General features: G+C 70.7%; 24 protein-coding genes. 14 read left to right on the top strand and 10 right to left on the bottom strand.

Features of this window, described 5'->3' with window-relative positions:
- Positions 1–74 precede the first annotated feature (74 nt).
- The 3 genes from dmpG to ACWD4J_RS06855 are packed head-to-tail and all read right to left on the bottom strand — an operon-like array spanning position 75 to position 2,889.
- Positions 75–1,115, bottom strand: coding sequence for a 4-hydroxy-2-oxovalerate aldolase (gene dmpG, locus ACWD4J_RS06845; RefSeq protein WP_451394238.1), 1,041 nt, complete (start codon positions 1,113–1,115; stop codon positions 75–77).
- Positions 1,112–2,080 carry an acetaldehyde dehydrogenase (acetylating) gene (locus tag ACWD4J_RS06850; RefSeq protein WP_451394239.1) on the bottom strand — a complete coding sequence of 323 codons (969 nt, stop codon included), beginning with the start codon at positions 2,078–2,080 and terminating at the stop codon, positions 1,112–1,114. Before ACWD4J_RS06850 ends, dmpG begins: the two co-directional genes overlap by 4 nt.
- Positions 2,077–2,889 carry a 2-keto-4-pentenoate hydratase gene (locus ACWD4J_RS06855; RefSeq protein WP_451394365.1) on the bottom strand — a complete coding sequence of 271 codons (813 nt, stop codon included), beginning with the start codon at positions 2,887–2,889 and terminating at the stop codon, positions 2,077–2,079. The genes ACWD4J_RS06850 and ACWD4J_RS06855 overlap by 4 nt, the downstream gene beginning before the upstream one ends.
- A gap of 193 nt (positions 2,890–3,082) precedes the next feature.
- Between ACWD4J_RS06855 and ACWD4J_RS06860 the strand changes: the two genes are divergently transcribed.
- Positions 3,083–3,805 carry an IclR family transcriptional regulator gene (locus tag ACWD4J_RS06860; RefSeq protein ID WP_451394366.1) on the top strand — a complete coding sequence of 241 codons (723 nt, stop codon included), beginning with the start codon at positions 3,083–3,085 and terminating at the stop codon, positions 3,803–3,805.
- A 154-nt stretch (positions 3,806–3,959) separates the two neighbouring features.
- Here the strand turns inward: ACWD4J_RS06860 and ACWD4J_RS06865 are convergent, their stop codons facing one another.
- Positions 3,960–4,421, bottom strand: coding sequence for a DUF6314 family protein (locus tag ACWD4J_RS06865; protein ID WP_451394240.1), 462 nt, complete (start codon positions 4,419–4,421; stop codon positions 3,960–3,962).
- 257 nt (positions 4,422–4,678) lie between these two features.
- On the opposite strand from ACWD4J_RS06865, the gene ACWD4J_RS06870 reads away from it, so the two are divergent.
- The 7 genes from ACWD4J_RS06870 (at position 4,679) to ACWD4J_RS06900 (ending at position 14,581) form a co-directional block, all read left to right on the top strand.
- A complete protein-coding gene (locus tag ACWD4J_RS06870) occupies positions 4,679–7,228 on the top strand; it encodes an alpha-L-arabinofuranosidase C-terminal domain-containing protein (protein WP_451394241.1) in 2,550 nt (849 codons plus the stop codon).
- A 131-nt stretch (positions 7,229–7,359) separates the two neighbouring features.
- A complete protein-coding gene (locus ACWD4J_RS06875) occupies positions 7,360–9,579 on the top strand; it encodes an NADP-dependent isocitrate dehydrogenase (protein ID WP_451394242.1) in 2,220 nt (739 codons plus the stop codon).
- Positions 9,580–9,741: 162 nt separating this feature from the next.
- On the top strand, positions 9,742–10,770 hold the full coding sequence (gene argC, locus ACWD4J_RS06880) for an N-acetyl-gamma-glutamyl-phosphate reductase (RefSeq protein ID WP_451394243.1): 1,029 nt from the start codon (positions 9,742–9,744) through the stop codon (positions 10,768–10,770).
- On the top strand, positions 10,767–11,921 hold the full coding sequence (gene argJ / locus ACWD4J_RS06885) for a bifunctional glutamate N-acetyltransferase/amino-acid acetyltransferase ArgJ (protein ID WP_451394244.1): 1,155 nt from the start codon (positions 10,767–10,769) through the stop codon (positions 11,919–11,921). The genes argC and argJ overlap by 4 nt, the downstream gene beginning before the upstream one ends.
- Positions 11,918–12,838, top strand: a complete 921-nt coding sequence (argB, locus tag ACWD4J_RS06890; RefSeq protein WP_451394245.1) for an acetylglutamate kinase — start codon at positions 11,918–11,920, stop codon at positions 12,836–12,838. The genes argJ and argB overlap by 4 nt, the downstream gene beginning before the upstream one ends.
- On the top strand, positions 12,835–14,034 hold the full coding sequence (locus ACWD4J_RS06895) for an acetylornithine transaminase (RefSeq protein ID WP_451394246.1): 1,200 nt from the start codon (positions 12,835–12,837) through the stop codon (positions 14,032–14,034). Before argB ends, ACWD4J_RS06895 begins: the two co-directional genes overlap by 4 nt.
- 7 nt (positions 14,035–14,041) lie before the next feature.
- Positions 14,042–14,581, top strand: a complete 540-nt coding sequence (locus ACWD4J_RS06900; RefSeq protein WP_067281338.1) for an arginine repressor — start codon at positions 14,042–14,044, stop codon at positions 14,579–14,581.
- A gap of 99 nt (positions 14,582–14,680) precedes the next feature.
- Here ACWD4J_RS06900 and ACWD4J_RS06905 read toward each other — a convergent pair whose 3' ends face one another.
- The 4 genes from ACWD4J_RS06905 to ACWD4J_RS06920 all read right to left on the bottom strand — a co-directional run bounded on the left by ACWD4J_RS06905 (position 14,681) and on the right by ACWD4J_RS06920 (position 18,459).
- Positions 14,681–15,634, bottom strand: coding sequence for a bile acid:sodium symporter family protein (locus tag ACWD4J_RS06905; RefSeq protein WP_451394247.1), 954 nt, complete (start codon positions 15,632–15,634; stop codon positions 14,681–14,683).
- A gap of 135 nt (positions 15,635–15,769) precedes the next feature.
- Positions 15,770–16,534: an FAD:protein FMN transferase gene (locus tag ACWD4J_RS06910; RefSeq protein WP_451394248.1), complete on the bottom strand. Its 765-nt coding sequence runs from the start codon at positions 16,532–16,534 to the stop codon at positions 15,770–15,772.
- A gap of 4 nt (positions 16,535–16,538) precedes the next feature.
- On the bottom strand, positions 16,539–17,096 hold the full coding sequence (locus ACWD4J_RS06915) for an FMN-binding protein (protein WP_451394249.1): 558 nt from the start codon (positions 17,094–17,096) through the stop codon (positions 16,539–16,541).
- 10 nt (positions 17,097–17,106) lie between these two features.
- Complete coding sequence (locus ACWD4J_RS06920) at positions 17,107–18,459, bottom strand: ferredoxin reductase family protein (protein WP_451394250.1); 1,353 nt, start codon at positions 18,457–18,459, stop codon at positions 17,107–17,109.
- 217 nt (positions 18,460–18,676) lie between these two features.
- On the opposite strand from ACWD4J_RS06920, the gene ACWD4J_RS06925 reads away from it, so the two are divergent.
- Both ACWD4J_RS06925 and ACWD4J_RS06930 read left to right on the top strand, forming a co-directional pair.
- Positions 18,677–19,426, top strand: coding sequence for a response regulator transcription factor (locus tag ACWD4J_RS06925; protein ID WP_451394251.1), 750 nt, complete (start codon positions 18,677–18,679; stop codon positions 19,424–19,426).
- Positions 19,423–20,961 (top strand): sensor histidine kinase, encoded by a 1,539-nt coding sequence (locus tag ACWD4J_RS06930; protein WP_451394252.1) that lies wholly within the window; start codon positions 19,423–19,425, stop codon positions 20,959–20,961. Before ACWD4J_RS06925 ends, ACWD4J_RS06930 begins: the two co-directional genes overlap by 4 nt.
- On the opposite strand, the gene ACWD4J_RS06935 is transcribed toward ACWD4J_RS06930, so the two are convergent.
- Positions 20,958–21,668: a L,D-transpeptidase family protein gene (locus tag ACWD4J_RS06935; RefSeq protein ID WP_451394253.1), complete on the bottom strand. Its 711-nt coding sequence runs from the start codon at positions 21,666–21,668 to the stop codon at positions 20,958–20,960. The two genes, ACWD4J_RS06930 and ACWD4J_RS06935, sit on opposite strands and share 4 nt — an antisense overlap.
- A gap of 3 nt (positions 21,669–21,671) precedes the next feature.
- On the bottom strand, positions 21,672–22,259 hold the full coding sequence (locus tag ACWD4J_RS06940; protein WP_451394254.1) for a pyridoxamine 5'-phosphate oxidase family protein: 588 nt from the start codon (positions 22,257–22,259) through the stop codon (positions 21,672–21,674).
- Between the two features lie 96 nt (positions 22,260–22,355).
- Between ACWD4J_RS06940 and ACWD4J_RS06945 the strand changes: the two genes are divergently transcribed.
- The 4 genes from ACWD4J_RS06945 (at position 22,356) to ACWD4J_RS06960 (ending at position 26,654) form a co-directional block, all read left to right on the top strand.
- The gene (locus tag ACWD4J_RS06945; RefSeq protein ID WP_451394255.1) at positions 22,356–22,730 is read left to right on the top strand and encodes a DUF488 domain-containing protein; all 375 of its coding nucleotides are present in this window, start codon (positions 22,356–22,358) and stop codon (positions 22,728–22,730) included.
- Between the two features lie 135 nt (positions 22,731–22,865).
- Entirely contained in the window at positions 22,866–24,062 is a 1,197-nt protein-coding gene (locus tag ACWD4J_RS06950) for an argininosuccinate synthase (protein WP_451394256.1), read from the top strand.
- 98 nt (positions 24,063–24,160) lie between these two features.
- A complete protein-coding gene (gene argH / locus ACWD4J_RS06955; protein ID WP_451394257.1) occupies positions 24,161–25,585 on the top strand; it encodes an argininosuccinate lyase in 1,425 nt (474 codons plus the stop codon).
- 97 nt (positions 25,586–25,682) lie between these two features.
- Entirely contained in the window at positions 25,683–26,654 is a 972-nt protein-coding gene (locus ACWD4J_RS06960) for an aldo/keto reductase (protein WP_451394258.1), read from the top strand.
- Positions 26,655–26,661 lie beyond the last annotated feature (7 nt).

Raw genomic sequence — 26,661 nt, forward strand, 5'->3', positions numbered from 1 at the left:
CATGTCGCCCACCGGCCCGCCTGGGGGTACCTCCCATGCCCTTACGGCAATGGGGGAGGTTCAGACCTGTCGTATCAGACCTGCGCGGTCGTGCGCGCAGCCAGGTCCAGCGCGACGTCCGTGATCATGTCCTCCTGGCCGCCGACCATGCCGCGCCGGCCGACCTCGACCAGGATGGCGCGGGTGTCGAGGCCGTAGCGGGCGGCCGCGGCCTCCGCGTGGCGCAGGAAGCTGGAGTACACGCCCGCGTAGCCGAGGCTCAGCGTCTCGCGGTCCACGCGGACCTCGCGGTCCTGCAGGGGACGGACGATGTCGTCGGCCGCGTCCATGAGCGGGAACAGCTCGCAGCCGTGCTTCCAGCCCATGAGATCGGCGACGGCGATGAAGGCCTCCAGCGGGCAGTTGCCCGCACCCGCGCCCTGGCCGGCCAGCGAGGCGTCGACGCGCGTGCAGCCGTTCTCCACGGCGACGACGCTGTTGGCCACGCCGAGGGCCAGGTTGTGATGGGCGTGGATGCCCAGCTCGGTGGCCGGGTCCAGCACGTCGCGGTAGGCCTGGAAGCGCTCGCGTACGCCGTCCATCGTGAGGCGGCCGCCCGAGTCGGTGACGTACACGCAGTTCGCGCCGTACGACTCCATCAGCTTGGCCTGGCGGGCGAGCTCGGCCGGCTCCGCCATGTGGGACATCATCAGGAACCCGGCGACGTCCATGCCCAGCTCGCGCGCGGCGGCGATGTGCTGGGCGGAGATGTCGGCCTCGGTGCAGTGCGTCGCGACGCGCACCGAGCGGATGCCCAGCGCGTGGGCCTGCTTGAGGTCGTGCAGGGTGCCGATGCCGGGCAGCAGCAGGGTGGTCGGGATCGCGGTGCGGGAGACGTCCGCGACGGCCTCGATCCACTCCCAGTCGGTGTGGGCGCCCACGCCGTAGTTGATGCTGGAGCCGGACAGGCCGTCGCCGTGGGCGATCTCGATGGCGGCGACGCCCGCCGCGTCCAGGGCGGCGGCGATCGTGCGGGCCTGCTCGACGGTGTAGCGGTGCCGGACGGCGTGCATGCCGTCGCGCAGGGTCACGTCCTGGATGTACAGGGCGGGTGCGGTGGAGTCGGTCGCGGTCATCGGGTTGCCACCTTGCTCTGTGCGGCCATGCGCTCCGCGGTGCGCAGCGCGGCCGAGGTCATGATGTCGAGGTTTCCGGCGTACGACGGCAGGTAGTGGGCGGCGCCCTCGACCTCGAGGAACACCGTCACCCGCACCGCGTCGGTGCCGGCGGCGTCGGCCGGCAGGAGTCCGCGCAGCGGGTCGTCGGCCGCGACGCGGTCGAACTGCACCTTCTGCTTGAGGCGGTATCCGGGCACGTAGCCCTGGACGCGGCCGACCATCTCCTCGATGGAGGCGGTGACCGCCTCCTGGTCGCACTCCGAGACCAGGCAGTGCACGGTGTCGCGCATGATCAGCGGCGGCTCGGCCGGGTTGAGGATGATGATCGCCTTGCCGCGGGCGGCACCGCCGACCTTCTCGATGGCCGAGGAGGTCGTCTCGGTGAACTCGTCGATGTTGGCCCGCGTGCCGGGACCCGCGGAGCGGGACGAGATGGAGGCGACGATCTCGCCGTAGTGCACGGGGGTCACGGCCGAGATCGCGGCGACGATCGGAATGGTGGCCTGCCCGCCGCAGGTGACCATGTTGACGTTGCCGGCGTCCAGGTTCTCCTCGAGGTTCACCGGCGGCACCACGTACGGGCCGACGGCGGCCGGGGTGAGGTCGATGACGGTGCGGCCGAGGTCGCGCAGCACCTTGTCGTTGTAGCGGTGGGCACCGGCCGACGTGGCGTCGAAGACGATCTCCACATCGGCGAACTCGTCCATCTTCACCAGCCCGTCGACGCCCTCGTGGGTCGTGGCCACCTTGAAGCGGCGGGCGCGGGCCAGGCCGTCGGACTCGGGGTCGATACCGACCATCACGCCCATCTCGAGGGTCTCGGACAGACGCAGCACCTTGATCATCAGGTCGGTGCCGATGTTGCCCGAGCCGATGACGGCCACCTTCGTGCGGGCGCCGGGTGCGGGGGAGGTGGTGCTCACCGGTTGTCTCCTTCGGGGGCGAACGCGACCCGGACCGTGCCCAGATCGGAAATGGATGCCTCGAACACGTCGCCGGGCGCCGCGACGGCCATCGGGCCGAGCGCACCGGTCAGGACGACGTCGCCGGCGCGCAGCGGGTCGCCCATGGCGGCGAGGGTGGAGGCGAGCCACACGGCGGCGTTGAGCGGACCGCCCAGGCAGTCGGCGCCGGTGCCCTCGGAGACCGTCTTGCCGCCGCTGGTCATCGACATCCGGACGCCGCGCAGGTCCACCTGCGACAGCGGTACGGGCGTGCCGCCGAGCACGAACAGACCGCAGGACGCGTTGTCGGCGACGGTGTCGACGATGGTGATGTCCCAGCCCGCGATACGGCTGTCCACGATCTCCAGGGACGGCAGCGCGAAGTCGACCGCGCGGATCACATCGGCCACGGTGCAGTCGCGGTGCGGCAGGTCGGCGCCGAGGACGAGAGCGACCTCGGCCTCCACCTTGGGCTGCAGCAGCCGCCCGGCCTCGATCGTGCCGCCGTCGGCGACGGCCATGTCCGCGAACAGCGCGCCGAAGTCCGGCTGGCCGACGCCGAGTTGGGCCTGGACGGCCGGCGAGGTCAGACCGATCTTGCGGCCGACGATACGGCGGCCGGCGGCCACACCGCGCTCGACGTTCAGCCGCTGCACGGCGTAGGCGGACTCGACGTCGCCGTCGGCGAAGAGGGTGCGCACCGGCGGGCACACGACGCCCGTACGAGTGGCCTCCACCAGGGCGTCGGCGGCCTTGGTCACCGCCGGGGAGACGGCGCCGGCGCTCATGAGCACCGCCGGGGGGTGCTGGACGTGGTGCGGGTCGCTGGCATGCGACACCTCCGGGAACGGGAACGGGTGCGGTTACGAGTGCGGGATACGGCAGCCGGGGTGGCCCGTGCCTCGCGACACCTCCGGTATAGACGCGACGCCGTTCATGCGCCAAAGTTGTTCCGTGACACGGAACAGCTCGGGCGGCAACATGTTGGACAAGGCCTTCACCCTCCTCGAAACCTTCCGTCCGGACGGCGGGACGTACCGCCTGACGGAACTGGCCGAGCGCACCGGCCTGACCAAGACCACTGCCTTCCGGCTGGCCGCGGACCTCGTACGGCTCGGTCTCCTGGAGCGCACGGGCGACACCTACCGGCTCGGCGGGAAGCTCTTCGAGCTGGGCTCCCTGGTGCCGCGCAGGCAGGATCTGCGCGATGCCGCGCTGCCGTTCCTGCAGGACCTCTTCGAGGCCACCCGCGAGACCGTGCACCTCGGTGTCCGCGAGGGCCGCGAGGTCGTCTACGTCGAGCGGATCCACGGGCACGACGTGCTGCCGCTGCCCTCCCGCATCGGCGGCAGGCTCCCGCTCACCTGCACGGGCGTGGGCAAGGCCCTGCTGGCCTTCTCCGGCGCCGAGCTCACCGAGGAGGTGCTCGCCGAGCCGCTGCCCAGCCTGACGCCGTACTCGATCACGGACCCGGCCCGACTGCGTACGGCGATCGAGCAGGCTCAGGTGTCGGGTCTGGCGTACGAGGAGCAGGAGGCCGCCCTTGGGGTGAGCTGTATCGCCGCCCCGGTCTTCGACGGAGCGGTGGCCGTCGCGGCGCTGTCGGTGGCCGTGCCGCGGGCCCGGTACCGCCCCGCCCAGCTCGCGCCGGCGGTGCGGACCGCTGCATTGGGGTTGTCTCGGGTGTTGCGGGCGGGGGCCTGACCCAGGGCGCCCTGGTTCGGGGCTGGCCGGGGGTGGTACGGCGTGCCCGAAACAGAGGGGTTCCGCTGTGCGCACCCTCCCCCATTGCCTCAAGGGCATGGGAGGTGCCCCCATCGCCCCCAGCGGAACGACTGCCCACAGCTGAGCGGCGGAGCTATCGCCGGGTGTACTCCGTGACCAGCACCAGATCCTTCGCCGGCCCCTTTACCCGCCACACCGTGTGCCACATGTCGGCGCTGTACGCGGTGAACTCACCCCGGTAGAGGTCCGCCGCACACGGATGGTCGGCGACGTGGCGGCCCGACCTCAGGTCCAGGTCGTGGAACGGGCGCCCGTCCGAGAACCGGACCCGCGCGGTTCCGGCCGACGGGCCGGGCAGGAAACGGAGCGTGCGCTCGGCGGGCCTGGGCGTGCCCTGCCAGACGAACGTGCCGGACTCCTCGTGCAGGAGGCCACAGGCGTCCGCGTCGCCGCCGCCGCCGTCCAGCGGCCCGAACACCGTCGTACCGCTGAAGTGCCCCTCGTCGCCGCTCGCGAGGTCCCGTACGGTGCGGTCCACGTCCCAGCTCCCGGCCAGGAAGGCCAGCACGTCGGGCACCGGCCAGAAGTCGTCCATTGCCTGCCGCCTCCCTGTCAGCCGTCCCGGCTCCGAGCCTACCCGCGCCGGATCGAGGCAGGTCAGGCCCCTGTGCGTGCGGACGGCGCGTGGTCGTGACGTCTCGTCAACCACGTCCCGCTACGGGCGAGTTGGAGCCACCCCTCGCCTCAAAAGTGCGTGCGCGACCCATTGACGCACCCCCGCCCCCTCCCTATCTTGCCGTTCGAGCTATTGACCGCCGTCCGATATTCCGAACAACGAGCCGCGGAGTATCCATGCCACGCAGCCGCACCCACACCACCGACCGCACCCGCAACCGCTGGAGACTCGGCCTCACGGCCACCGCTCTCCTGACGGCCACCGCCGTAGTCCGGGCCCCGATGAACGCCTCCGCCGCGGACACCACCGACTACTCGATCACCGTCGACCCGAAGGGCTCGGGCGCGAAGATCGACGACACGATGTACGGCGTCTTCTTCGAGGACATCAACCGGGCCGCCGACGGCGGGCTCTACGCCGAACTCGTGCAGAACCGATCATTCGAGTACAGCACCGCGGACAATCGCTCCTACACGCCGCTGACCTCCTGGAAGACCACCGGCTCGGGCGCGGTGCAGGTCGTAGACGACGACGGCCGTCTGAACGAGAAGAACCGCAACTACCTCCGCCTCGACCTCGACGGCACGGACGCCGGCACCGGCGTCGTCAACTCCGGCTACAACACCGGTATCAGGGTCGAGAAGGGCAAGAAGTACGACTTCTCCGTGTGGGCCCGCACCGACAGCGCCGACGGAACGCCCCTCACCGTGTCCCTCGCGAGCAGCGACGGCACCACGCTCGCCCCCTCCCTGGAGCTCACCGCCAAGGGCGACACCTGGGCGAAGTACACGGGCACGCTGACGGCCGTCACCGACAGCACCGCCGGCCGCCTCGCCGTCACCGCGCACGGCAGCGGCACCGTACGCCTCGACATGGTGTCCCTGTTCCCGCGCGACACCTACAAGCACGAGCCCAACGGCCTGCGCAAGGACCTCGCCGAGAAGATCGCCGCCCTGCACCCCGGCTTCGTCCGGTTCCCCGGCGGCTGCCTGGTCAACACCGGCAGCATGCAGGGGTACGACGAGGCGTCGGGCTATGAGCGCAAGCGCTCCTACCAGTGGAAGGACACCATCGGCCCGGTCGAGCAGCGCGCGACCAACTCCAACTTCTGGGGCTACAACCAGAGTTACGGCCTCGGCTACTACGAGTACTTCCGCCTCGCCGAGGACATCGGCGCCATGCCGCTGCCCGTCGTACCGGCTCTGGTCACCGGCTGCGGCCAGAACAAGGCCGTCGACGACGACGCGCTGCTCAAGCGGCACATCCAGGACACCCTCGACCTGATCGAGTTCGCCAACGGGCCCGTGACGAGCGAGTGGGGCAAGAAGCGCGCGCAGATGGGCCACCCCAAGCCCTTCCACCTCACCCATATCGAGGTCGGCAACGAGGAGAACCTGCCCGACGAGTTCTTCGCCCGCTTCAAGCAGTTCCGCGCCGCCATCGAGGCGAAGTACCCCGACATCACGGTGATCTCGAACTCCGGCCCCGACGACGCGGGCACCACGTTCGACACCGCCTGGAAGCTCAACCGCGACGCGGACGTCGCCATGGTCGACGAGCACTACTACAACAGCCCCCAGTGGTTCCTGCAGAACAACGACCGCTACGACTCGTACGACAGGAACGGCCCCAAGGTCTTCCTCGGTGAGTACGCCTCCGGGGGCAACGCCTTCAAGAACGGTCTCGCCGAAGCCGCGTACATGACCGGTCTGGAGCGCAACGCGGACGTCGTCAAGCTCGCCTCGTACGCCCCGCTGTTCGCCAACGAGGACTACCTGCAGTGGAGCCCGGACATGGTGTGGTTCAACAACCACGCGTCCTGGGGGTCGGCCGACTACGAGGTCCAGAAGCTGTTCATGAACAACGTCGGCGACCGCGTGGTGCCCAGCACCGCCACCACCACGCCGAGCGTCACCGGACCGATCTCGGGCGCCGTCGGCCTCTCGACGTGGGCGACCACCGCCGCGTACGACGACGTGAAGGTGACCGCCGAGGACGGCACCACACTGCTCAGCGACGACTTCTCCGATGACGCCTCCAAGTGGACCCACACGGGCGGCGGCAGCTGGAGCATCCAGGACGGGCAGTACGTGCAGACCGACGTGGCCGCCGAGAACACCATGGTCTCGGCCGGGGACACGGGCTGGCACGACTACGACCTGAACGTGAAGGCCACCAAGAAGTCCGGCAAGGAGGGCTTCCTCGTCGCCTTCGGCGTGAAGGACACCGGCAACTACTACTGGTGGAACCTGGGCGGCTGGAACAACACCACCTCCGCGGTCGAGCAGGCCGTGGACGGCGGCAAGTCCACGCTCATCTCCAAGGCCGGGTCGATCGAGACGGGCCGCACCTATGACATCCACGTCAAGGTGCGCGGCCGCCAGGTGACCCTCTACCTCGACGGCCAGGAGTGGGGCAGCTTCACCGACGACAAGCCCGCCGAGCCGTTCCGCCAGGTCGTCACGCGCGACAAGAAGACCGGCGACCTGATCGTCAAGGTCGTCAACGCGCAGTCCGCCGACGCCCGCACCTCGATCGACCTCGGCGGGGCGAAGGTGGGCCGCAAGGCCGCCGTCACCACGCTGCAGGCCGCGCCCGACTCCGTGAACACCGAGACGGCCACCCCGGTCGCCCCCGTCACGTCCACCTTCGACGGGGTCGCCGACACGTTCACGTACACCTTCCCGGCCGACTCGATCACCTTCCTGAGGATCAAGGAGGGCTGATCCCCGGAAATCCGAAAGAACGCCGGTCCCGTCCCGCCGCGGGACGGGACCGGCAGGGCCCTTTCGGCAGGAGACCGCTCACGAGATATCTTGATGTCGAGCAATGTTGCAGACGTGGAGCGGAGCACCCGGTGACTGACTCGACCATCATCTATACACACACTGACGAGGCCCCGGCCCTGGCGACGTATTCGTTCCTGCCGGTGGTCCAGGCGTACGCCTCGCAGGCCGGTGTCACTGTGGAGACCCGTGACATCTCGCTGGCCGGGCGCATCATCGCCGTCTTCCCGGAGTACCTCCAGGAGGGCCAGCGCATCCCGGACGCCCTCGCGGAGCTCGGTGAGCTCGCCAAGACCCCCGAGGCCAACATCATCAAGCTGCCGAACATCTCGGCGTCGATCCCGCAGCTCAAGGCCGCGATCGCCGAGCTGCAGGGCCAGGGCTACGCGCTGCCGGAGTACCCGGACGACCCGAAGACCGACGAGGAGCGCGAGATCCGCGCCCGCTACGACAAGATCAAGGGTTCCGCCGTGAACCCGGTCCTGCGTGAGGGCAACTCCGACCGCCGCGCCCCCGCCTCGGTCAAGAACTACGCCAAGACCCACCCGCACCGCATGGGCGCCTGGACCGCGGAGTCCAGGACGAACGTCGCGACGATGGGCGTGGACGACTTCCGTTCCACCGAGAAGTCCGCTGTGATCTCCGAGGCCGGCTCGCTCCGGATCGAGCTCAAGGGCGACGACGGCTCCACCACCGTCCTGCGCGAGTCCGTACCGGTGCTCGAGGGCGAGGTCGTGGACGCGTCCGTCATGCGTGTGGCCGCGCTGCGCGAGTTCCTCGCCGCGCAGGTCGCCCGCGCCAAGGAGGAGGGCGTCCTCTTCTCCGTGCACCTCAAGGCCACCATGATGAAGGTCTCCGACCCGATCATCTTCGGTCACGTCGTGCGTGCGTTCTTCCCGAAGACCTTCGCCAAGTACGGCGAGGTGTTCGCCGCGGCCGGCCTGACCCCGAACGACGGCCTCGGCGGCATCTTCAAGGGCCTGGAGGCCCTGCCCGAGGGCGCCGAGATCAAGGCCTCCTTCGACGCCGAGCTCGCCGAGGGCCCGGCCCTGGCGATGGTCGACTCCGACAAGGGCATCACCAACCTGCACGTGCCGTCCGACGTGATCGTCGACGCCTCCATGCCGGCCATGATCCGCACCTCCGGCCACATGTGGGGCCCGGACGGCCGGGAGGCCGACACCCTCGCGGTGCTCCCGGACTCCTCCTACGCCGGCGTCTACCAGGTCGCGATCGACGACTGCCGCGCCAACGGCGCCTACGACCCTGCGACGATGGGCTCGGTCCCGAACGTCGGTCTGATGGCGCAGAAGGCCGAGGAGTACGGCTCCCACGACAAGACCTTCGAGATCCCGGTCACCGGCACGGTCCGCCTCGTCGACCAGGCCGGCAACGTGGTGATCGAGCAGACCGTCTCCGCCGGCGACATCTTCCGCGCCTGCCAGACCAAGGACGCCCCGATCAAGGACTGGGTGAAGCTGGCCGTCACCCGCGCCCGCGCCACCGGCGACCCGGCCGTGTTCTGGCTGGACGAGACCCGCGCCCACGACGCCAACCTGATCGCCAAGGTCAACGCGTACCTGCCGGAGCACGACACCGAGGGCCTGGACATCAAGATCCTCTCCCCGGTCGAGGCGACCAAGCTGTCGGTGGAGCGCATCCGCCGCGGCGAGAACACGATCTCCGTCACCGGCAACGTGCTGCGTGACTACCTGACCGACCTCTTCCCCATCCTGGAGCTGGGCACCAGCGCCAAGATGCTGTCGGTCGTCCCGCTGATGGCGGGCGGCGGCCTGTTCGAGACGGGCGCCGGCGGCTCCGCGCCGAAGCACGTCCAGCAGCTGGTCAAGGAGGACTACCTGCGCTGGGACTCGCTGGGCGAGTTCTTCGCGCTGGTTCCTTCCCTGGAGCAGTACGCGACGGCCACCGGCAACACCCGCGCCAAGGTCCTCGCCGACACCCTCGACCGCGCCACGGCGACCTTCCTCAACGAGGACAAGTCCCCGACCCGTCGCGTCGGCGGCATCGACAACCGCGGCAGCCACTTCTACCTGTCCCTGTACTGGGCGCAGGAGCTGGCCAAGCAGACCGACGACGCGGACCTGGCCAAGGCCTTCGCCCCGCTCGCCGAGACGCTGACCGCGCAGGAGCAGACGATCGTCGACGAGCTGATCGCCGTCCAGGGCAAGCCGGCCGACATCGGCGGCTACTACCAGCCCGACCCGGCCAAGGCCGCCGAGGTCATGCGCCCGTCCGCCACCTGGAACGAGACGCTCGCGTCCCTCGCCTGATGACGGTCCTCCGTCCATGACCCCTCCGCCCCGGCCGGCTCCCGCCAGCCGGGGCGGACCCGTATCCGGCCCAGACCGGTCCGGGGACCGGGGGAGCGCCCTGCATTGATTGCATAAAACTGCAGCGAGACGTATAGTCATGCCATCCAGGAGGAGGGTTCCATGGCGGTACGCGCAGCAGTGGCAGGAGCGAGCGGATACGCAGGCGGGGAACTCCTGCGTCTGCTCCTCGTGCACCCCGAAGTCGAGATCGGCGCCCTGACCGGCAACTCCAATGCAGGTCAGCGCCTCGGCGCGCTGCAGCCGCACCTGCTCCCGCTCGCCGACCGCGTCCTGGAGCCGACGACCGCCGAGGTCCTCGCAGGCCATGACGTCGTCTTCCTCGCCCTGCCGCACGGCCAGTCCGCCGCCGTCGCCGAGCAGCTCGGCCCCGATGTCCTCGTCGTGGACATGGGAGCCGACTTCCGCCTGAAGAACGCGGCCGACTGGGAGAAGTTCTACGGCTCCGCGCACGCCGGGACCTGGCCCTACGGCCTCCCCGAACTGCCGGGCGCCCGCACAGCGCTGGAGGGGTCCAAGCGCATCGCGGTGCCCGGTTGCTACCCCACGGCCGCCTCGCTCGCGCTCTTCCCGGCGTACGCGGCGGGGCTCGCCGAACCCGACGCGGTGATCGTCGCCGCCTCCGGCACCTCCGGCGCGGGCAAGGCGGCCAAGCCGCATCTGCTCGGCTCCGAGGTCATGGGCTCCATGTCGCCGTACGGCGTGGGCGGCGGCCACCGGCACACGCCCGAGATGATCCAGAACTTCAGCGCGGTCGCGGGCGAGCCTGTCACGGTCTCCTTCACGCCGACGCTCGCGCCCATGCCCCGCGGCATCCTCGCCACGTGCAGCGCCAAGGCGAAGCCGGGCACGACGGCCGAGTCGGTCCGGGCCGCGTACGAGAAGGCCTACGCGGACGAGCCGTTCGTCCATCTGCTGCCCGAGGGGCAGTGGCCCGCGACCGCCTCCGTGTACGGCTCCAACGCCGTTCAGGTGCAGGTCGCGTACGACGAGGCGGCGGGCCGTGTGATCGCCATCAGCGCCATCGACAATCTGGCCAAGGGCACCGCGGGCGGTGCCGTACAGAGCATGAACATCGCCCTCGGATTCGCCGAGGAGACAGGTCTTTCCACGATCGGAGTCGCACCGTGAGTGTCACGGCAGCAAAAGGATTCACCGCGGCGGGCATCGCCGCCGGGATCAAGGAGAACGGCAACCCGGACCTGGCCCTCGTGGTCAACAACGGGCCCCGTCTGGCCGCCGCGGGCGTCTTCACCTCCAACCGTGTCAAGGCCGCGCCCGTCCTGTGGTCCGAGCAGGTACTGAAGGGCGGACAGGTGTCCGCCGTCATCCTCAACTCCGGCGGCGCCAACGCCTGTACGGGCCCGAAGGGCTTCCAGGACACGCACGCCACCGCCGAGAAGGTCGCCGAGGTCCTCGAAGGACACAACGCGGGCGAGGTCGCCGTCTGCTCGACCGGACTCATCGGCCTACTGCTGCCGATGGACAAACTGCTGCCGGGTGTCGAGACGGCGGCCCAGCAGCTGTCCGAGCACGGCGGTGAGAAGGCCGCCATCGCCATCAAGACCACCGACAGCGTCCACAAGACGTCCGTCCACCAGGGCGACGGCTGGACCGTCGGCGGCATGGCGAAGGGCGCAGGCATGCTCGCCCCCGGCCTCGCCACCATGCTCGTCGTCCTCACCACGGACGCCGACGTCGACAGCGAGACCCTCGACAGGGCCCTGCGCGCCGCCACGAAGGTCACCTTCGACCGGGTCGACTCCGACGGCTGCATGTCCACCAACGACACGGTCCTGCTGCTCGCCTCGGGCGCGTCCGGCGTCACCCCCGAGTACGCCGAGTTCGCCGAGGCCGTACGGAAGGTCTGCGACGACCTCGGCCGGCAGCTGATCGGCGACGCCGAGGGCGCCAGCAAGGACATCAAGGTCGAGGTGGTCAACGCCGCGACCGAGGACGACGCCGTCGAGGTGGGCCGCTCCATCGCCCGCAACAACCTCCTCAAGTGCGCGATCCACGGCGAGGACCCCAACTGGGGCCGTGTCCTCTCCGCCATCGGCACGACCAAGGCCGCCTTCGAGCCGGACCAGCTGAACGTCGCCATCAACGGCGTATGGGTCTGCAAGAACGGCGGTGTCGGCGAGGACCGCGAGAAGGTCGACATGCGCTACCGGGAGGTCCACATCGTCGCCGACCTCGCCGCCGGTGCCGAGACGGCGACCATCTGGACCAACGACCTCACCGCGGACTACGTCCACGAGAACAGCGCGTACAGCTCATGAGCAATCCGACGCGGAAGCACACCGCACTCCCCAAGGCGCAGATCCTCATCGAAGCGCTGCCCTGGCTGACCCGGCACCACGGCAAGACCGTCGTCATCAAGTTCGGCGGCAACGCGATGGTGAACGAGGAGCTGAAGGGCGCCTTCGCCCAGGACGTCGTCTTCCTGCGGCACGCCGGGCTCAAGCCGGTCGTCGTGCACGGCGGCGGCCCGCAGATCAGCGCCCAGCTCGACCGGCACGGCCTCGTCAGCGAGTTCAAGGCCGGGCTGCGGGTCACCACGCCCGAGGCCATGGACGTCGTACGCATGGTCCTCGCCGGCCAGGTGCAGCGCGAGCTGGTCGGGCTGCTCAACCAGCACGGGCCCTTCGCCGTCGGCATGACCGGCGAGGACGCCCACACCATCACCGCCACCAAGCACCGGCCCGAGATCGACGGCGAGCTCGTCGACATCGGGCGGGTCGGTGAGATCACCGAGATCGACACCGGCGCGATCGAGGCGCTGCTGGCCGACGGCCGCATCCCGGTCATCTCTTCGATCGCCCGCTCACAGGACGACGGACATGTCTACAACGTCAATGCTGATACGGCGGCTGCGGCTCTCGCTGCGGCGCTGGGCGCCGAGACGCTCATGGTCCTGACCGACGTCGAAGGCCTGTACGAGGACTGGCCGAACTCCGACGAGGTCATCAGCCGGCTCACCGCGAGCGAGCTGGAGAAACTGCTGCCGGACCTGTCCAGCGGCATGGTGCCGAAGATGGAGGGCTGCCTGTACGCCGTCCGCAACGGCGTCCACACCGCCCGCGTCATCGACGGCCGGGTCCAGCACTCGATCCTGCTGGAGATCTTCACCGACGAAGGCATCGGCACGATGGTCCTGCCGGATGCACCGGACGTACCGACCGAGGGGGAGCAGTGACGAACAACCAGCAGCTGACGCAGCGCTGGGGTGCCGCGCTCATGGACAACTACGGCACGCCCCGGCTGCCCCTCGTCCGCGGCGAGGGCGCCAGGCTGTGGGACGCCGACGGCAAGGAGTACCTGGACTTCGTCGGCGGCATCGCGGTGAACGCGCTGGGTCACGCCCATCCCGCGATCGTCGAGGCGGTGAGCAGGCAGATCGGCTCCCTCGGCCATGTCTCCAACCTCTTCATGGCGGAGCCGCCCATCGCGCTCGCCGAGCGGCTGCTGCAGCTCTTCGGGCGCGAGGGCCGCGTGTACTTCTGCAACTCCGGGGCCGAGGCCAACGAGGGCGCCTTCAAGATCGGGCGGCTGACCGGGCGCACGCACATGGTCGCCACGCAGGGCGGCTTCCACGGCCGGACCATGGGCGCCCTGGCACTGACCGGCCAGCCCGGCAAGCAGGAGCCGTTCGTGCCGCTGCCCGGTGACGTCACGCATGTGCCGTACGGGGATGTGGAGGCCCTCCGGGCCGCCGTCACCGAGGAGACGGCGCTCGTGATCATCGAGCCCGTCCAGGGTGAGAACGGCGTCGTCGTGCCGCCCGTGGGCTATCTGAAGGCGGCCCGTGAGATCACCCGGGCCACCGGCACGCTCCTCGTCCTCGACGAGGTGCAGACCGGCGTCGGCCGGACCGGCCACTGGTTCGAGTACCAGGCGCACGAGGGTGTCGAGCCCGACGTCGTCACGCTCGCGAAGGGGCTCGGCGGCGGACTGCCGCTCGGTGCGACCGTCGCGTTCGGTGCGGCCGCCGAGCTGCTGAAGCCGGGCCACCACGGCACGACGTTCGGCGGCAACCCGGTGGCGTGCGCCGCCGGACTCGCCGTACTCGACACGATCGCCGCCGATGGCCTGCTCGAGAACGTCAAGCGGGCAAGCGAGAAGCTGCGCGAAGGTATCGAGTCGCTTGGCCACCCGTTGATCGGACATGTCCGGGGTGCGGGCCTGCTGCTGGGTATCGTGCTCTCCGAGCCGCTCGCGCCGCAGGTGCAGCAGGCGGCTCAGGACGCCGGTCTCCTGGTGAACGCGCCCGCCCCCGATGTCGTACGGCTCATGCCGCCGCTCAACCTTCGCGACGACGAGGTGGACGCGTTCCTGCGGGCGCTGCCCGGTGTCCTCGACGACGTTTACGGGGACGGACGATCCGGAGAATGAGACGACGATGAGTCAGGCGCAGGACAACGAGCCCCAGGCCGGGCCTGCCGTGCCGCAGACACGCACCGCCCGCCACCGCCGGATCGTGGACATCCTCAACCGGCAACCGGTGCGCTCCCAGAGCCAGTTGGCGAAGCTCCTCGCCGACGACGGGCTGAGCGTCACCCAGGCGACGCTCTCCCGCGACCTGGACGAGCTCAACGCGGTGAAGATCCGCAACACCGACGGCGACCTCATCTACGCGGTGCCCAGCGAGGGCGGTTTCCGCACCCCGCGGGCGCCGCTCGGGGAGTCGGCGAAGGAGGAGCGGATGCGGCGGCTCTCGGCGGAGCTGCTGATCTCCGCGGAGGCCTCGGCCAACCTCGTCGTCCTGCGCACCCCGCCCGGAGCGGCCCAGTTCCTGGCCTCGGCCATCGACCAGGCCGAGCTCCACGACATCCTGGGCACCATCGCGGGTGACGACACGCTGCTGCTGATCAGCCGTAATCCGACGGGTGGTCAGGCGCTGGCGGACCATCTGCTGCGGCTCGCGCAGAACCATCACTAGCGGCTCCTGTCGAACGTAAAGGGCCGGCGGTCTTCGTAGACCGCCGGCCCCTCGTCGTTGTGGCTCAGCTCGTTGTGGCTCAGCGCCACTGCCCCGTCGTCACACCCGTTCGGCCCGCCGCGTCCGGTGGGACATCCAGGCCGCGACCAGCGCGCCCGAGACGTTGTGCCACACGGAGAACACCGCGGCAGGCAGCGCGGCCAGCGGGCTGAAGTGAGCGGTGGCCAGCGATGCGGCGAGGCCCGAGTTCTGCATGCCGACCTCGAAGGCCATCGCGCGCGAGGCGGGTACGCCGAGCCGGGCGAGCTTTCCGGCGCCGTAACCGAGCGCCAGGCCCAGGCCGTTGTGGAGCACGACGGCCGCGAACACCACCAACGCCGCCGACTTGATCGCCGCCGCGCTGCCCGCGACGACGACAGCCACGATCACCGCGACCGTCGCGGCCGACACCCACGGCAGCAGGCCGAGCACCCGGTTCACGTACCGGCCGAGCAGCAGCCGTACGACGAGACCGCCCAGCACCGGCAGCAGCACCGTCTTGAGGATGTCGGTGACCATGGCGCCCGCCTCCACCGGCAGGTACTCACCCGCGAGCAGCAGCGTCAGCGGCGGCGTGACCAGCGGGGCGACCAGGGTCGAGACGGTGGCCACGGAGACCGACAGGGCCACGTCGCCGCGGGCGAGATAGGCCACCACATTGGACGCGGTGCCGCTCGGGGCGCAGCCGACCAGGATCACGCCCGCCGCCAGCTGTGGGGAGAGGCCGAGTGCGTGGGCGATCAGCCACCCGAGCCCCGGCATGATCACGTAGTGCGCCACCAGGCCGAGCGCCACCGCCCACGGCCGCTTCGCGACACCCTGGAAGTCGGCGACCGACATCGTCAGGCCCATGCAGAACATGACGACGCCGAGGAGGTACGGCACGTTCGTCTTCCAGCCCGCGAAGGCGTCGGGCGTGGCGAGGCCGACGGCGCCGGCGAGTAGCACGAGTACGGGGAAGACGGTGACGGCCCGCCGGGCGGCACGATCCGTGCCGGAGGCGTCCGTGGTCATGACATGTTCAGTATGCACCGAGTTATGCAAACGTCGGGCGCGCGGTCGCTGCAACAGCGTCTCGCGATGTGATCAGGCGCCCCTGTGCCGGGCCCCGAAGCCGCGCCCGCTTCAGACCCGGAGTGCGCGCCGGCCTTACGACAGGTACTTCCCCAGCCCGTCGGTGTACCGCACCGCCCCGTCCGCCAGAAGCAGCAGCGCCTCCATGCCGTCCAGCGACTCCAGCCAGGGCAGAGCCCGCTCGGACCCCATCGCGAAGGCCGCCGTCGCCCAGGCGTCCGCCCAGGTCAGGCTCGGGCCCACCACGGTGACGGCCGCGAGGTCCGTCCCGGCGGGCAGCCCCGTGTGCGGATCCACGATGTGACGGCCGCGCTCGGCCGTCCCGGACGACGCCACGGCCACCTGGCCCGTGCCCGAGACGACCGCCGCCAGACCGCCGGGCCGCAGCGGGTCGGCCACCCCGATCCGCCATGGCCGGTCCGGTCCCGGCGCCCCGTACAGCTGGGCGTCGCCACCGCCGTTCACGCTCACGCCGTCCACCCCGGCCTCGGCGATCCGCCCTGCCGCGCGTTCGGTCGCCCACCCCTTCACCAGGCCCGTCGGGTCGACGGACCCCGCGTATGTCGCGCTGAACCAGCCCCCGCTGAGCCGCTCCGCCTCCGCGCACAGCGCGAGCACCTCGCCGACCTCCGGATCGCAGTCCGCGACGGTCAGTTCGCCGCGAGCCAGCCGGGACACCTGGCTGCCCTCGCGGTAGGTGCTGAACATCTCGTCCAGGCGATGGAGTTCGGCCACCGCCGCGCCCAGCGCTTCCCGGACGGCGCTCGGCCGGCCACCGCGGATGTCGAAGGAGAAGACGGTGCCCATGACCTCCTCGGCATGCCGCCACGGCCCGGTCATCGGCTCAGTCCCCGGCCTGGTCCAGGGCGGACTGCAGTGACTGGCGGTAGCCGTCACTGGTGTACGTCGCTCCCGAGACCGTGTCTATGTCGGCGCTCTGCGCGGCGAGCGCCTCGCTCCTCAGCTGGGGGATCGCGTAGCTGTTGATCTGCTGGTCTCTCGGGTTCTCCTGGGGGTACGTCACCGCCGTGACGTCGGTGATCTTGCCGTTCTTCACCGTGACACGGACCTGCACGGGGCCCCAGCGGGTCTGGACCGAGTCTCCGGTGACCGTCTTCGTGCCCTTCGTGGCCGTCCCGCCGGACCCACTCGACTCGCTCGATCCACTCGAGTCGCTGGACCCACTTGAGTCGCTCGATCCACCTGAATCCCCCGAACCGCTCGAATCCCCCGATCCACTCGACGCGCTCGAACTGCTGGACGGGGCGGGAGAGGGCGCCGCCACGGCGACGTCCGTCGTCGTGTGCGGCTTCAGCGACAGCAGCAGCACCATCCCGGAGACGGTGGCGGCGCTCGCCAGCACGATGCGGCGCAGCGGACGGTTCTTCTTCAACGTGTGCACTTCTACGCCCTCACAGCTCGAACGACTCGTGGTGGATGCGGCGGTCCGGGACCCCGGCGGTGCGCAGCGCCCCGTACAGGTCCTGGGCGAACCCGTGCGGCCCGCACAGGTACACGTCGTGCCTGGCTATGCCGGGGACGGCCGCCCGCAGGGACTCGGCCGTGAAGCTGGGGCGCTGCCCATCCGGACCGTTGAGCGCGTACAGCACCTTCGCCCCTCGCCACCGCGCAATGGCCTCCAGCTCCCCGCCCAGCGCGAGGTCCTCGGCCGTGCGCGCCCGGTAGAGGAGGGTGACGTCCCCGGGCAGCGTCTCGAACAGGGCCCGCAGCGGCGTGATGCCGACACCACCCGCGATCAGCAGGGACTTGTACGACGTGCTCCGGTCGGCGGTCAGCGATCCGTAGGGGCCCTCGGCCCACACCCGGGTGCCCGGCCGCAGCATGGGGACGGCGGCGCTGTGGTCGCCGAGCGCCTTGATCGTGATCCGCAGCAGGTCCTGGCGGGGCGGCGCCGACAGGGAGTACGGCGTGGAGGTCCAGCGCATACCGTCCGTGAGGAACCGCCAACGGAAGAACTGCCCCGGTTGCGCACTCATCTCGTACAGCCGCCGTCCGCGTATGACGACGGAGTACACGCCGGGCGCCTCCCGGTGCACGGACTCGACCCGCAGCCGGTGGCGCAGGTTGAACCGCACCGGGGCGAGGATCCGGAACCACAGCACCAGCGCCGCGACGCCCAGGTACAGCACGTACCAGGCCGCCTGCGCCGCCCCGTCGCCGACGAAGTCGGACCCCAGGGCGAGCTGGTGGCCGAAGGCGAGGAAGAGCGCGGCGTACGTGAGCAGGTGCACGTAGTACCAGAACTCGTGGCTCACCCGGCGGCGCACGGCGCGGGCCGAGGTGATGCCGACCGCGAACAGGATGAGCGTGCCGATGGTGCCCTTGAGCATCTCCGGGTAGTCCAGGACCACCGTGAGTGTCTCGTGCACGATCGACGAGCCGTCCTGGGCGGCGTACCCGAAGAGGATCAGTACGACGTGGGCGACGAGCAGGCAGATCGTGTAGCGGCCCGCCATCGCGTGCCAGCGCGCCACGCGGTCCGAGCCGATCCGCCGCTCGAGGAGCGGGACGCGGGCCATCAGGCCGACGAGCACGGCGCAGGCGTAGCCGCACAGCAGCCCAGCGATCCGCCCGGCTCCGGTGAGCCACCCCGCCGTGCCCACGACCGACCCCGTGTCCTGCCACCACAGGGCGACCACCGCGGCGGCACCGGCCCACAGGACGGCGAGCACGGGGCCGGCGGGGGACCGCTTGGGCTCGGGAGGCGCGGGGGCCACCACCCGCTGCTCGTACACCGTTGTCATCTGCCTGTCCTTTCGCTGTCCGGACGCAACTGTGCCGACGGAACCTCTGAACCGGCTCTGAGTGCCGGGCCCGGTCGGCCGGTGCGCCGCAGGTCGGACGGGGTTCGGGGCGGATACCGCGGACGAGCAGTACGACGATCTCAAAGGGAACTGAGAGCAAAATGAGAGGTTCCGGCGGCGTCCCACGGCCCGGCGAGACCGCATCCTGGTACGTGCGATGAACAGTCCCCGCTCCCGCGGCTCCGGCCGCCCCGCCCTGACCCGCCCCGACGGCGCCCCTCTCCGGGTGCTCGTCGTCGACGACGATCCCGACCTGGCCGAGGTGCTGTCCGGTGCCCTGCGCTACGAGGGCTGGGAGGTGCGGACGGCCGGGGACGGCGCCTCGGCTCTCAGCGAGGCGCGCGACCTGCTCCCCGACGCCGTCGTCCTCGACGTGATGCTTCCGGACACCGACGGCTTCGCCGTGCTGCGCTCGCTGCACGCCGTGCGGCCCGACGTGTGTGTGCTCTTCCTCACCGCACGCGACGCCGTCGAGGACCGCATCGCGGGTATCACGGCGGGCGGCGACGACTACGTGACGAAACCGTTCAGCCTGGAGGAGGTCGTCGCCCGGCTGCGCGGACTGCTGCGCCGCGCCGGCATGGCCCGGCAGCAGGAGGACGGGCCGCGGCTCACTGTCGGCGACCTGGTCATGGACGAGGAGGCCCGCGAGGTCACCCGGGGCGGCGAGCTCATAGAGCTGTCCCCGACCGAGTTCGAGCTGCTGCGCTTCCTCATGCGCAACCCTCGGCGTGTGCTCAGCAAGGCGCAGATCCTCGACCGCGTGTGGTCGTACGACTTCGGGGGCCAGGCGCATGTCGTCGAGCTGTACATCTCCTACCTGCGCAAGAAGGTGGACGCGGGCCGCGCGCCCATGATCCACACGGTGCGGGGCGCCGGGTACGTGCTCAAGCCGGTCGCCCGATGAAGCCGGGGGAGCGGCTGAGGGCAGCCGGACGGTGGGTGTCGCGCCTGCCGCTTCCGCACACCCTGCGCGCGCGGCTCACCGCCGGCCTCGTCGTGCTGCTCGCCGTCAGCTGCGCCGCCGTCGGGCTGGCCGCCGTCGTCGAGCTGAACGGCTTCCTCACCGGCCGTCTCGACCAGCAGCTGCGCGACGCGGGGGTGAGCTTCGCGGTGAGCCTGGAGCAAGGCGGGGACCCGACCCGGCACTCCGACCACGACGGCGACGAGCGGGGCGACACCCGGCGACAGGCCACCGGAACCCTCGGCGCCCGGCTGGTCGACGGCGAGGTCACGCACGTCGCCGTGATCCGCTCCGGCTCGGACCCCGCCGACCTGAACGTCACCCTGACCCCCGCCGACGAGAAGGCCCTGGCCGCCGTCCCGGCCGACGGCGCCGGACACACCGTCTGCCTGTCGGCCCTGCACGACTACCGGGTCATGGCGGTCCCCGGCAAGGACCGTGACATGCTGATCACCGGGCTGCCGCTGGAACCGGTGAAGGCCACCGTCCACCGGCTGGAACTGGTCGCCGGAGTCGTCTTCGGCGCGGCGCTCGCCATCACCGGCATCGCGGGCGCACTGTGGGTGCGCTGGTCGCTGCGGCCGCTCAGCAGGGTGGCCGCGACCGCGACCCGGGTCAGTGAACTGCCGCTCGCCAGCGGAGAGGTGGCTCTTCCGCCGCGCGCCCCCGAGCCGGAGCCGCGCAGCGAGGTGGGCCAGGTGGCCGGCGCCTTCAACCGGATGCTCGGCCATGTCGAGGACGCGCTGACCAAACGGCACGCGAGCGAGGAGCGGCTGCGCAGTTTCGCCGCCGACGCCAGCCATGAGCTGCGCACACCGGTGGCATCGGTCCGCGGCCACGCCGAACTGGCACTGCTGCACCCCGGCGAGGTGCCCCCGAAGGTGGTGCGGGCCCTGGAGCGCATCGCGGCCGAGTCGGCCCGTATGGGCGAGATGGTCGACGACCTGCTGCTCCTCGCCCGCCTCGACGCGGGCCGCCCCCTGGAGCGCATCCCCGTCGACCTCACCCGCCTGGTCCTGGACGCGGTCACGGACGCGCAGGCCGCAGGACCCGGACACCGCTGGACGCTCGAGCTCTCCGAGGAGCCGGTGACGGTGACGGGCGACGCCCACCGGCTCCAGCAGGTGCTCGCCAACCTGCTGGCCAACGCGCGTCTGCACACGCCCCCCGGTACGAAGGTGACGGTCTCCCTGGAGACGGACGGGACGGACGAGTCCGAGAAGACCGGCGACAGGACGGCTGTGCTGAAGGTCCACGACGACGGCCCCGGCGTCCCCGCGGAGGTTCAGCCCGGAGTCTTCGAACGCTTCACGCGTGCGGACCGCCGCCGCACCGAGGGCGCGGGCGGCGGCGCCGGCCTCGGACTGTCGATCGTGGCGGCGGTCGCCGAGGCCCACGGCGGAGGCGTCACGCTCGACAGCGCCCCTGGTTCGACGACGTTCACCGTCCGGCTGCCCGCCGGCAGCGAGTCTCGCTAGTAGCGAGTGATCGCCGTCGGCCCGCTCTGTGTCCCGATGACGATGTGCGGCCCGCGCGCCGGCTCGGCCCAGTCCAGGATGCGGCGCATCGCATCAGCAGGGACGGAGACACAACCAGCCGTCGCGCCACGCCCGTTGACGTGCAGGAAGATCCCCGCGCCGCGGTCGTGCACCGGCCGGTCGTAGTTGAACCCGATGACGAGGGAGTATGTGTACTCCGGGTCGTACTCGATCAGGTGCTCCGCCTCCGCGGCGCGGCAGTCGACGGCGCGCGGTTCGGTCCAGCGGTTGTAGGACCGCGACCGGTTGTCCTGGCACCACCAGGAGTTCTGGCGCACACGGCGGTACGGGGTCGTGGTGCCGGCGGGCGCGCTCCTGATCCCGAAGGCGTACGGCAGGTCGTACAGGCCAGTGGGCGTGGTGTACGTGCTCTGCCGGCGTGAGCCGCCCTCGGCCAGGCCCTTCGCGCCGAATCGGGCCGAAGCGGAACCGGCCGCCACCCAGCGCCCGTCGCGCCGCTCCCACCAGATGACGGTCCCGGTCGTCGAGCCGATGCTCGCGGCCTGTGCGGTGATCAGCTGGGTGCCGCCGCCCGTGTCCGCCATCCGCTCGGGAAGAGGCACCGCAGCATCGGTGCGGGCGGTCGCGCCGAGGGCGACGAGGGTGAGCAGGACAGCGGACGCGAAAGCGACGACACCGGGACGCATGTCTCAGACCGTACTGGGCGGCAACGGCAACGGCAGCCCAGGTAGGCCGTCCAGACTAGTCGTCACATGTTCCTTCTTCGCGAAGTACTCGCTGAGGGACGCGTCGTCCTCGCGCGCGAAGCGCTTGCCGTGCAGATCGCGGTCGGCGTCGTACGTCATGAGGGGCACCGCGAATCCGCACGAGTCGCGGATGAGGCCCGCCGTCACCACGATGATCGCGCGCAGCCCGTGCTGTCCGTGATCGATGTCGGGGAAGTGTGTGAGCAGTCCGGGAAAGCGCGGGTCGTCGCGGAACACGGCTTCGCCGCGGCCGTGCACCCGGACGATGTTCGGCGGCCCCTGGAAGGCGCACCACATCAGGGTGATACGGCCGTTCTCGCGGAGGTGGGCGATGGTCTCGGCGCCGCTGCCCGCGAAGTCGAGATACGCCACGGTCTGTTCGTCGAGCACGGCGAGCGAACCGGTGAGGCCCTTGGGGGAGATGTTGACCGTGCCGTCGCCCGAGAGCGGTGCGGTCGCGGTGAAGAAGAGGGGCTGGGCCTCGATGAAGGAGCGAAGCCTGCCGTCGATGCGGTCGTAGGTCTTTCCCATGTCCACCGAGTATTCTCCGCGATAATTCGACTGTCTAACGAAATGTGGCCCTCCGTTTCGGCTCGCGAGGCCTGCCCGCACCTGGACGATGGATGCATGGTGCGGAAATCCCGTAAGTCACCCGCGGTGCGGATGCGACGCGTCTACGACCCCGTCGAGGCCGACGACGGCACCCGGGTCCTGGTCGACCGGCTCTGGCCCCGCGGTCTGTCGAAGGACGCGGCACGGCTGGACGCCTGGCTCAGGGAGGTGGCCCCGTCCGACGAGCTCCGGAAGTGGTACGGGCACGATCCCGGCCTCCATGAGGAGTTCGTCGAGCGCTACCGGGCCGAGCTCGAGGACCCCGAGCGGACCGCCGCCCTGGAACGGCTCCGCGACCTGGCAGCGTCCGGCCCGGTGACCCTCCTGTCGTCGACGAACGAGCTTCCGCTCAGCCACGTCCCGGTGATCGTCGAGGCGATGGGCGACTGAGGGCCACGGTCGCCCCCTGGTCAAGCCCTCTTGGTCGAGCGGCTGAGCGCGAGTCCCGGAAGGGAGTCGATTGACGAAACATACGGTGGAGTGCATACTCATGCATGACAGGGAATGCGCTGTAAGGAGAAACCAGTGACCGAGCGCGTCGTACTCGCCTACTCGGGCGGTCTTGACACCTCCGTCGCCATCGGCTGGATCGCCGAGGAGACGGGCGCCGAGGTCATCGCCGTTGCGGTGGACGTCGGCCAGGGCGGCGAGGACCTGGACGTCATCCGCAAGCGCGCGCTCGCCTGCGGTGCCGTCGAGGCCGAGGTCGCCGACGCCAAGGACGAGTTCGCCGACGAGTACTGCCTCCCGGCGATCAAGGCCAACGCCCTCTACATGGACCGCTACCCGCTGGTCTCCGCGCTCTCCCGGCCGACGATCGTCAAGCACCTCGTCGCCGCCGCCCGGAAGCACGGCGCCACCACGGTCGCCCACGGCTGCACGGGCAAGGGCAACGACCAGGTCCGCTTCGAGGCCGGCATCGTCGCTCTCGCCCCGGACCTCAAGTGCATCGCCCCGGTCCGCGACTACGCGATGACCCGCGACAAGGCCATCGCGTTCTGCGAGGAGAAGAACCTCCCGATCGCGACCACCAAGAAGTCCCCGTACTCCATCGACCAGAACGTCTTCGGCCGCGCCGTCGAGACGGGCTTCCTCGAGGACATCTGGAACGCCCCGATCGAGGACATCTACGAGTACACCCAGAACCCGGCCACGCCCCGCGAGGCCGACGAGGTGATCATCTCCTTCGAGCAGGGCGTCCCGGTCGCCGTCGACGGCAAGCCCGTCACCGTCCTCCAGGCGATCCAGCAGCTCAACGAGCGCGCCGGCGCCCAGGGCATCGGCCGGATCGACATGGTCGAGGACCGCCTGGTCGGCATCAAGTCCCGCGAGGTCTACGAGGCCCCGGGTGCGATCGCCCTGATCACCGCCCACCAGGAGCTCGAGAACGTCACCGTCGAGCGCGAGCTGGCCCGCTACAAGCGGCAGGTCGAGCAGCGCTGGGGCGAGCTCGTCTACGACGGCCAGTGGTTCTCCCCGCTCAAGCGCGCCCTGGACGGCTTCATCAACGAGGCCAACCAGCACGTCAACGGCGACATCCGGATGACCCTGCACGGCGGCCGCGCCGTCGTCACCGGCCGGCGCTCCGAATCGTCGCTGTACGACTTCAACCTCGCCACCTACGACACCGGCGACACGTTCGACCAGGCCGCCGCCAAGGGCTTCATCGACATCTACAGCCTGTCGTCGAAGATCGCGGCACAGCGTCACCTGCGGGCGTAGTCCGAGGGGACCTCTCTCAAGCAGTAGCGTGAGAACCGCCTCCTCACTCACGAGTGGGGAGGCGGCGGCACATCCGTATCTCTCTAGGAGCAACGCAAGTGAGCAGCAACAGCGGTGACGTACGGCTCTGGGGCGCCCGATTCGCCGACGGTCCCGCCGAGGCCCTGGCGAAGCTGTCCGCGTCCGTCCACTTCGACTGGCGGCTGGCGCCGTACGACATCGCCGGCTCGCGTGCGCACGCGCGCGTGCTGAACAAGGCGGGGTTGCTGACGGAGGACGAGCTGACCCGGATGATCGCGGGCCTGGACCAGCTCGAGGCGGATGTGGCGTCGGGCGAGTTCGTCGGGACGATCGCCGACGAGGACGTGCACACGGCCCTGGAGCGGGGCCTGCTGGAGCGCCTCGGCCCGGACCTGGGCGGCAAGCTGCGCGCGGGCCGGTCGAGGAACGACCAGGTGGCTACCCTCTTCCGGATGTACCTGCGGGACCACGCCCGGGCCATCGGCGGCCTGATCGCCGAGCTCCAGGACGCCCTGATCGGCCTGGCGGAGGCGCACCCGGACGTCGCGATGCCCGGCCGCACCCACCTCCAGCACGCCCAGCCGGTGCTGTTCGCCCACCACGTCCTCGCGCATGTGCAGTCCCTGTCCCGGGACGCGGAGCGCCTGCGCCAGTGGGACGAGCGGACGGCGGTCTCGCCGTACGGCTCCGGCGCCCTCGCGGGCAGCAGCCTCGGCCTGGACCCGGAGGCGGTGGCGAAGGACCTCGGCTTCGAGCACGGCAGCTCCGCGAACTCCATCGACGGCACGGCCTCCCGCGACTTCGTGGCGGAGTTCGCGTTCATCACGGCGATGATCGGCGTCAACCTCTCCCGGATCGCCGAGGAAGTCATCATCTGGAACACGAAGGAGTTCTCCTTCGTGACCCTGCACGACGCGTTCTCCACCGGCTCGTCGATCATGCCGCAGAAGAAGAACCCGGACATCGCCGAGCTCGCGCGCGGCAAGTCCGGCCGCCTGATCGGCAACCTGACCGGCCTGATGGCCACGCTCAAGGCTCTCCCGCTCGCGTACAACCGCGACCTCCAGGAGGACAAGGAGCCGGTCTTCGACTCCTGCGACCAGCTCGAGGTCCTGCTGCCCGCCTTCACCGGCATGATGGCGACGCTCACCGTGCACCGCGAGCGCATGGAGGAACTGGCCCCGGCCGGCTTCTCGCTCGCCACCGACATCGCCGAGTGGCTGGTCAAGCAGGGTGTGCCGTTCCGGGTGGCGCACGAGGTCGCGGGCGAGTGCGTCAAGGAGTGCGAGGCGCACGGCATCGAGCTCGACCAGCTCACCGACGACCAGTTCGCCAAGATCTCCCCGCATCTGACCCCCGAGGTGCGGACCGTGCTGAACGTGCCGGGCGCCCTGGCCGCCCGTAACGGCCGCGGCGGCACCGCACCGTCCGCGGTCGCCGTCCAGCTCGCCGAGATCAAGGCCGACGTGGCCGCCCAGCAGGAGTGGGCCGCGCGCAAGTAGGCCGTCCGGGGTACCGGAGACCCCGTCCGGGAGCCGCGAGGGCATCGCGGGTTACGTTGGTCGACAGCCGCAAGGAGCCGACCGAACGGAGCCCGCGATGCCCTTCTCCCGTCTGGCCGCAGCGACGACCCCCACCTGCCACATCGGCCTCGGCCTGGCCGCCGTCGGCCGCCCCGGCTACATCAACCTCGGCCGCGACCAGGACCTCCCGCCCGTACGCAGCGTCGACGCGATGCGGGCCCGCACCTTCGAGCTGCTCGACGCCGCCTACGCGCAGGGCGTGCGCTACGTCGACGCGGCACGGTCGTACGGCCGCTCCGAGGAGTTCCTCGCCGACTGGCTGAACGCCCGGCCGGACATCGACGACGTCGTGGTCGGCAGCAAGTGGGGCTACACCTACACCGCAGGCTGGCGCACCGACGCCGAGGCGCACGAGGTCAAGGACCACAGCGTCGCGACGTACGACCGGCAGCGTGCCGAGACGGCCCAGCTGCTCGGCGACCGGCTCGACCTCTACCAGATCCACTCCGTGACCCCGGACAGCCCGGCCCTCGAGGACAAGGAACTGCACGCGCGCCTGGCCGGACTGGCCGCCGAGGGTGTGACGGTGGGCCTGTCCACCAGCGGCCCCGCCCAGGCGGACGCCATCCGCGCGGCCCTCGCGGTCGAGTACGACGGTGAGCCGCTCTTCCGCACCGTCCAGGCGACGTACAACGCGCTGGAGACCTCGGCAGGGCCCGCACTCGCCGAGGCGCACGAGGCGGGGCTCACGGTGATCGTGAAGGAGGGCATGGCCAACGGACGCCTCGCAGGACCGCACGCCCCCGCGGCCCTGCGCGCGATCTCCGAGGAGACCGGCCTCGGCCCCGACGCGGTCGCCCTCGCCCTCGTCCTTCAGCAGCCCTGGGCCGGGGTCGTCCTCTCCGGAGCGGCCACCGCGAACCAGCTCGCCTCGAACCTGCACGCTGCGGCCGTCGACCTGGACGCGGACCAGACGTCCGGGCTGGAGCAGCTGGCCGAGGACCCCGAGACGTACTGGCAGCACAGGTCCCGGCTGCCCTGGAGCTGACGAGCCG

The organism is Streptomyces sp. NPDC002577 (assembly GCF_053594815.1).

What these genes read in the sequence shown, in the direction of transcription:
- argB (WP_451394245.1), top strand. Translation starts at nt 11,918, where the DNA reads ATGAGCAATCCGACGCGGAAGCACACCGCACTCCCCAAGGCGCAGATC.
- ACWD4J_RS06925 (WP_451394251.1), top strand. Translation starts at nt 18,677, where the DNA reads ATGAACAGTCCCCGCTCCCGCGGCTCCGGCCGCCCCGCCCTGACCCGC.
- ACWD4J_RS06945 (WP_451394255.1), top strand. Translation starts at nt 22,356, where the DNA reads ATGGTGCGGAAATCCCGTAAGTCACCCGCGGTGCGGATGCGACGCGTC.
- ACWD4J_RS06860 (WP_451394366.1), top strand. Translation starts at nt 3,083, where the DNA reads ATGTTGGACAAGGCCTTCACCCTCCTCGAAACCTTCCGTCCGGACGGC.
- ACWD4J_RS06910 (WP_451394248.1), bottom strand. Translation starts at nt 16,534, where the DNA reads ATGACCGGGCCGTGGCGGCATGCCGAGGAGGTCATGGGCACCGTCTTC.
- dmpG (WP_451394238.1), bottom strand. Translation starts at nt 1,115, where the DNA reads ATGACCGCGACCGACTCCACCGCACCCGCCCTGTACATCCAGGACGTG.
- ACWD4J_RS06855 (WP_451394365.1), bottom strand. Translation starts at nt 2,889, where the DNA reads ATGAGCGCCGGCGCCGTCTCCCCGGCGGTGACCAAGGCCGCCGACGCC.
- argC (WP_451394243.1), top strand. Translation starts at nt 9,742, where the DNA reads ATGGCGGTACGCGCAGCAGTGGCAGGAGCGAGCGGATACGCAGGCGGG.
- ACWD4J_RS06870 (WP_451394241.1), top strand. Translation starts at nt 4,679, where the DNA reads ATGCCACGCAGCCGCACCCACACCACCGACCGCACCCGCAACCGCTGG.
- ACWD4J_RS06920 (WP_451394250.1), bottom strand. Translation starts at nt 18,459, where the DNA reads ATGACAACGGTGTACGAGCAGCGGGTGGTGGCCCCCGCGCCTCCCGAG.
- ACWD4J_RS06905 (WP_451394247.1), bottom strand. Translation starts at nt 15,634, where the DNA reads ATGACCACGGACGCCTCCGGCACGGATCGTGCCGCCCGGCGGGCCGTC.
- ACWD4J_RS06930 (WP_451394252.1), top strand. Translation starts at nt 19,423, where the DNA reads ATGAAGCCGGGGGAGCGGCTGAGGGCAGCCGGACGGTGGGTGTCGCGC.
- ACWD4J_RS06935 (WP_451394253.1), bottom strand. Translation starts at nt 21,668, where the DNA reads ATGCGTCCCGGTGTCGTCGCTTTCGCGTCCGCTGTCCTGCTCACCCTC.
- ACWD4J_RS06940 (WP_451394254.1), bottom strand. Translation starts at nt 22,259, where the DNA reads ATGGGAAAGACCTACGACCGCATCGACGGCAGGCTTCGCTCCTTCATC.
- ACWD4J_RS06900 (WP_067281338.1), top strand. Translation starts at nt 14,042, where the DNA reads ATGAGTCAGGCGCAGGACAACGAGCCCCAGGCCGGGCCTGCCGTGCCG.
- ACWD4J_RS06865 (WP_451394240.1), bottom strand. Translation starts at nt 4,421, where the DNA reads ATGGACGACTTCTGGCCGGTGCCCGACGTGCTGGCCTTCCTGGCCGGG.
- ACWD4J_RS06960 (WP_451394258.1), top strand. Translation starts at nt 25,683, where the DNA reads ATGCCCTTCTCCCGTCTGGCCGCAGCGACGACCCCCACCTGCCACATC.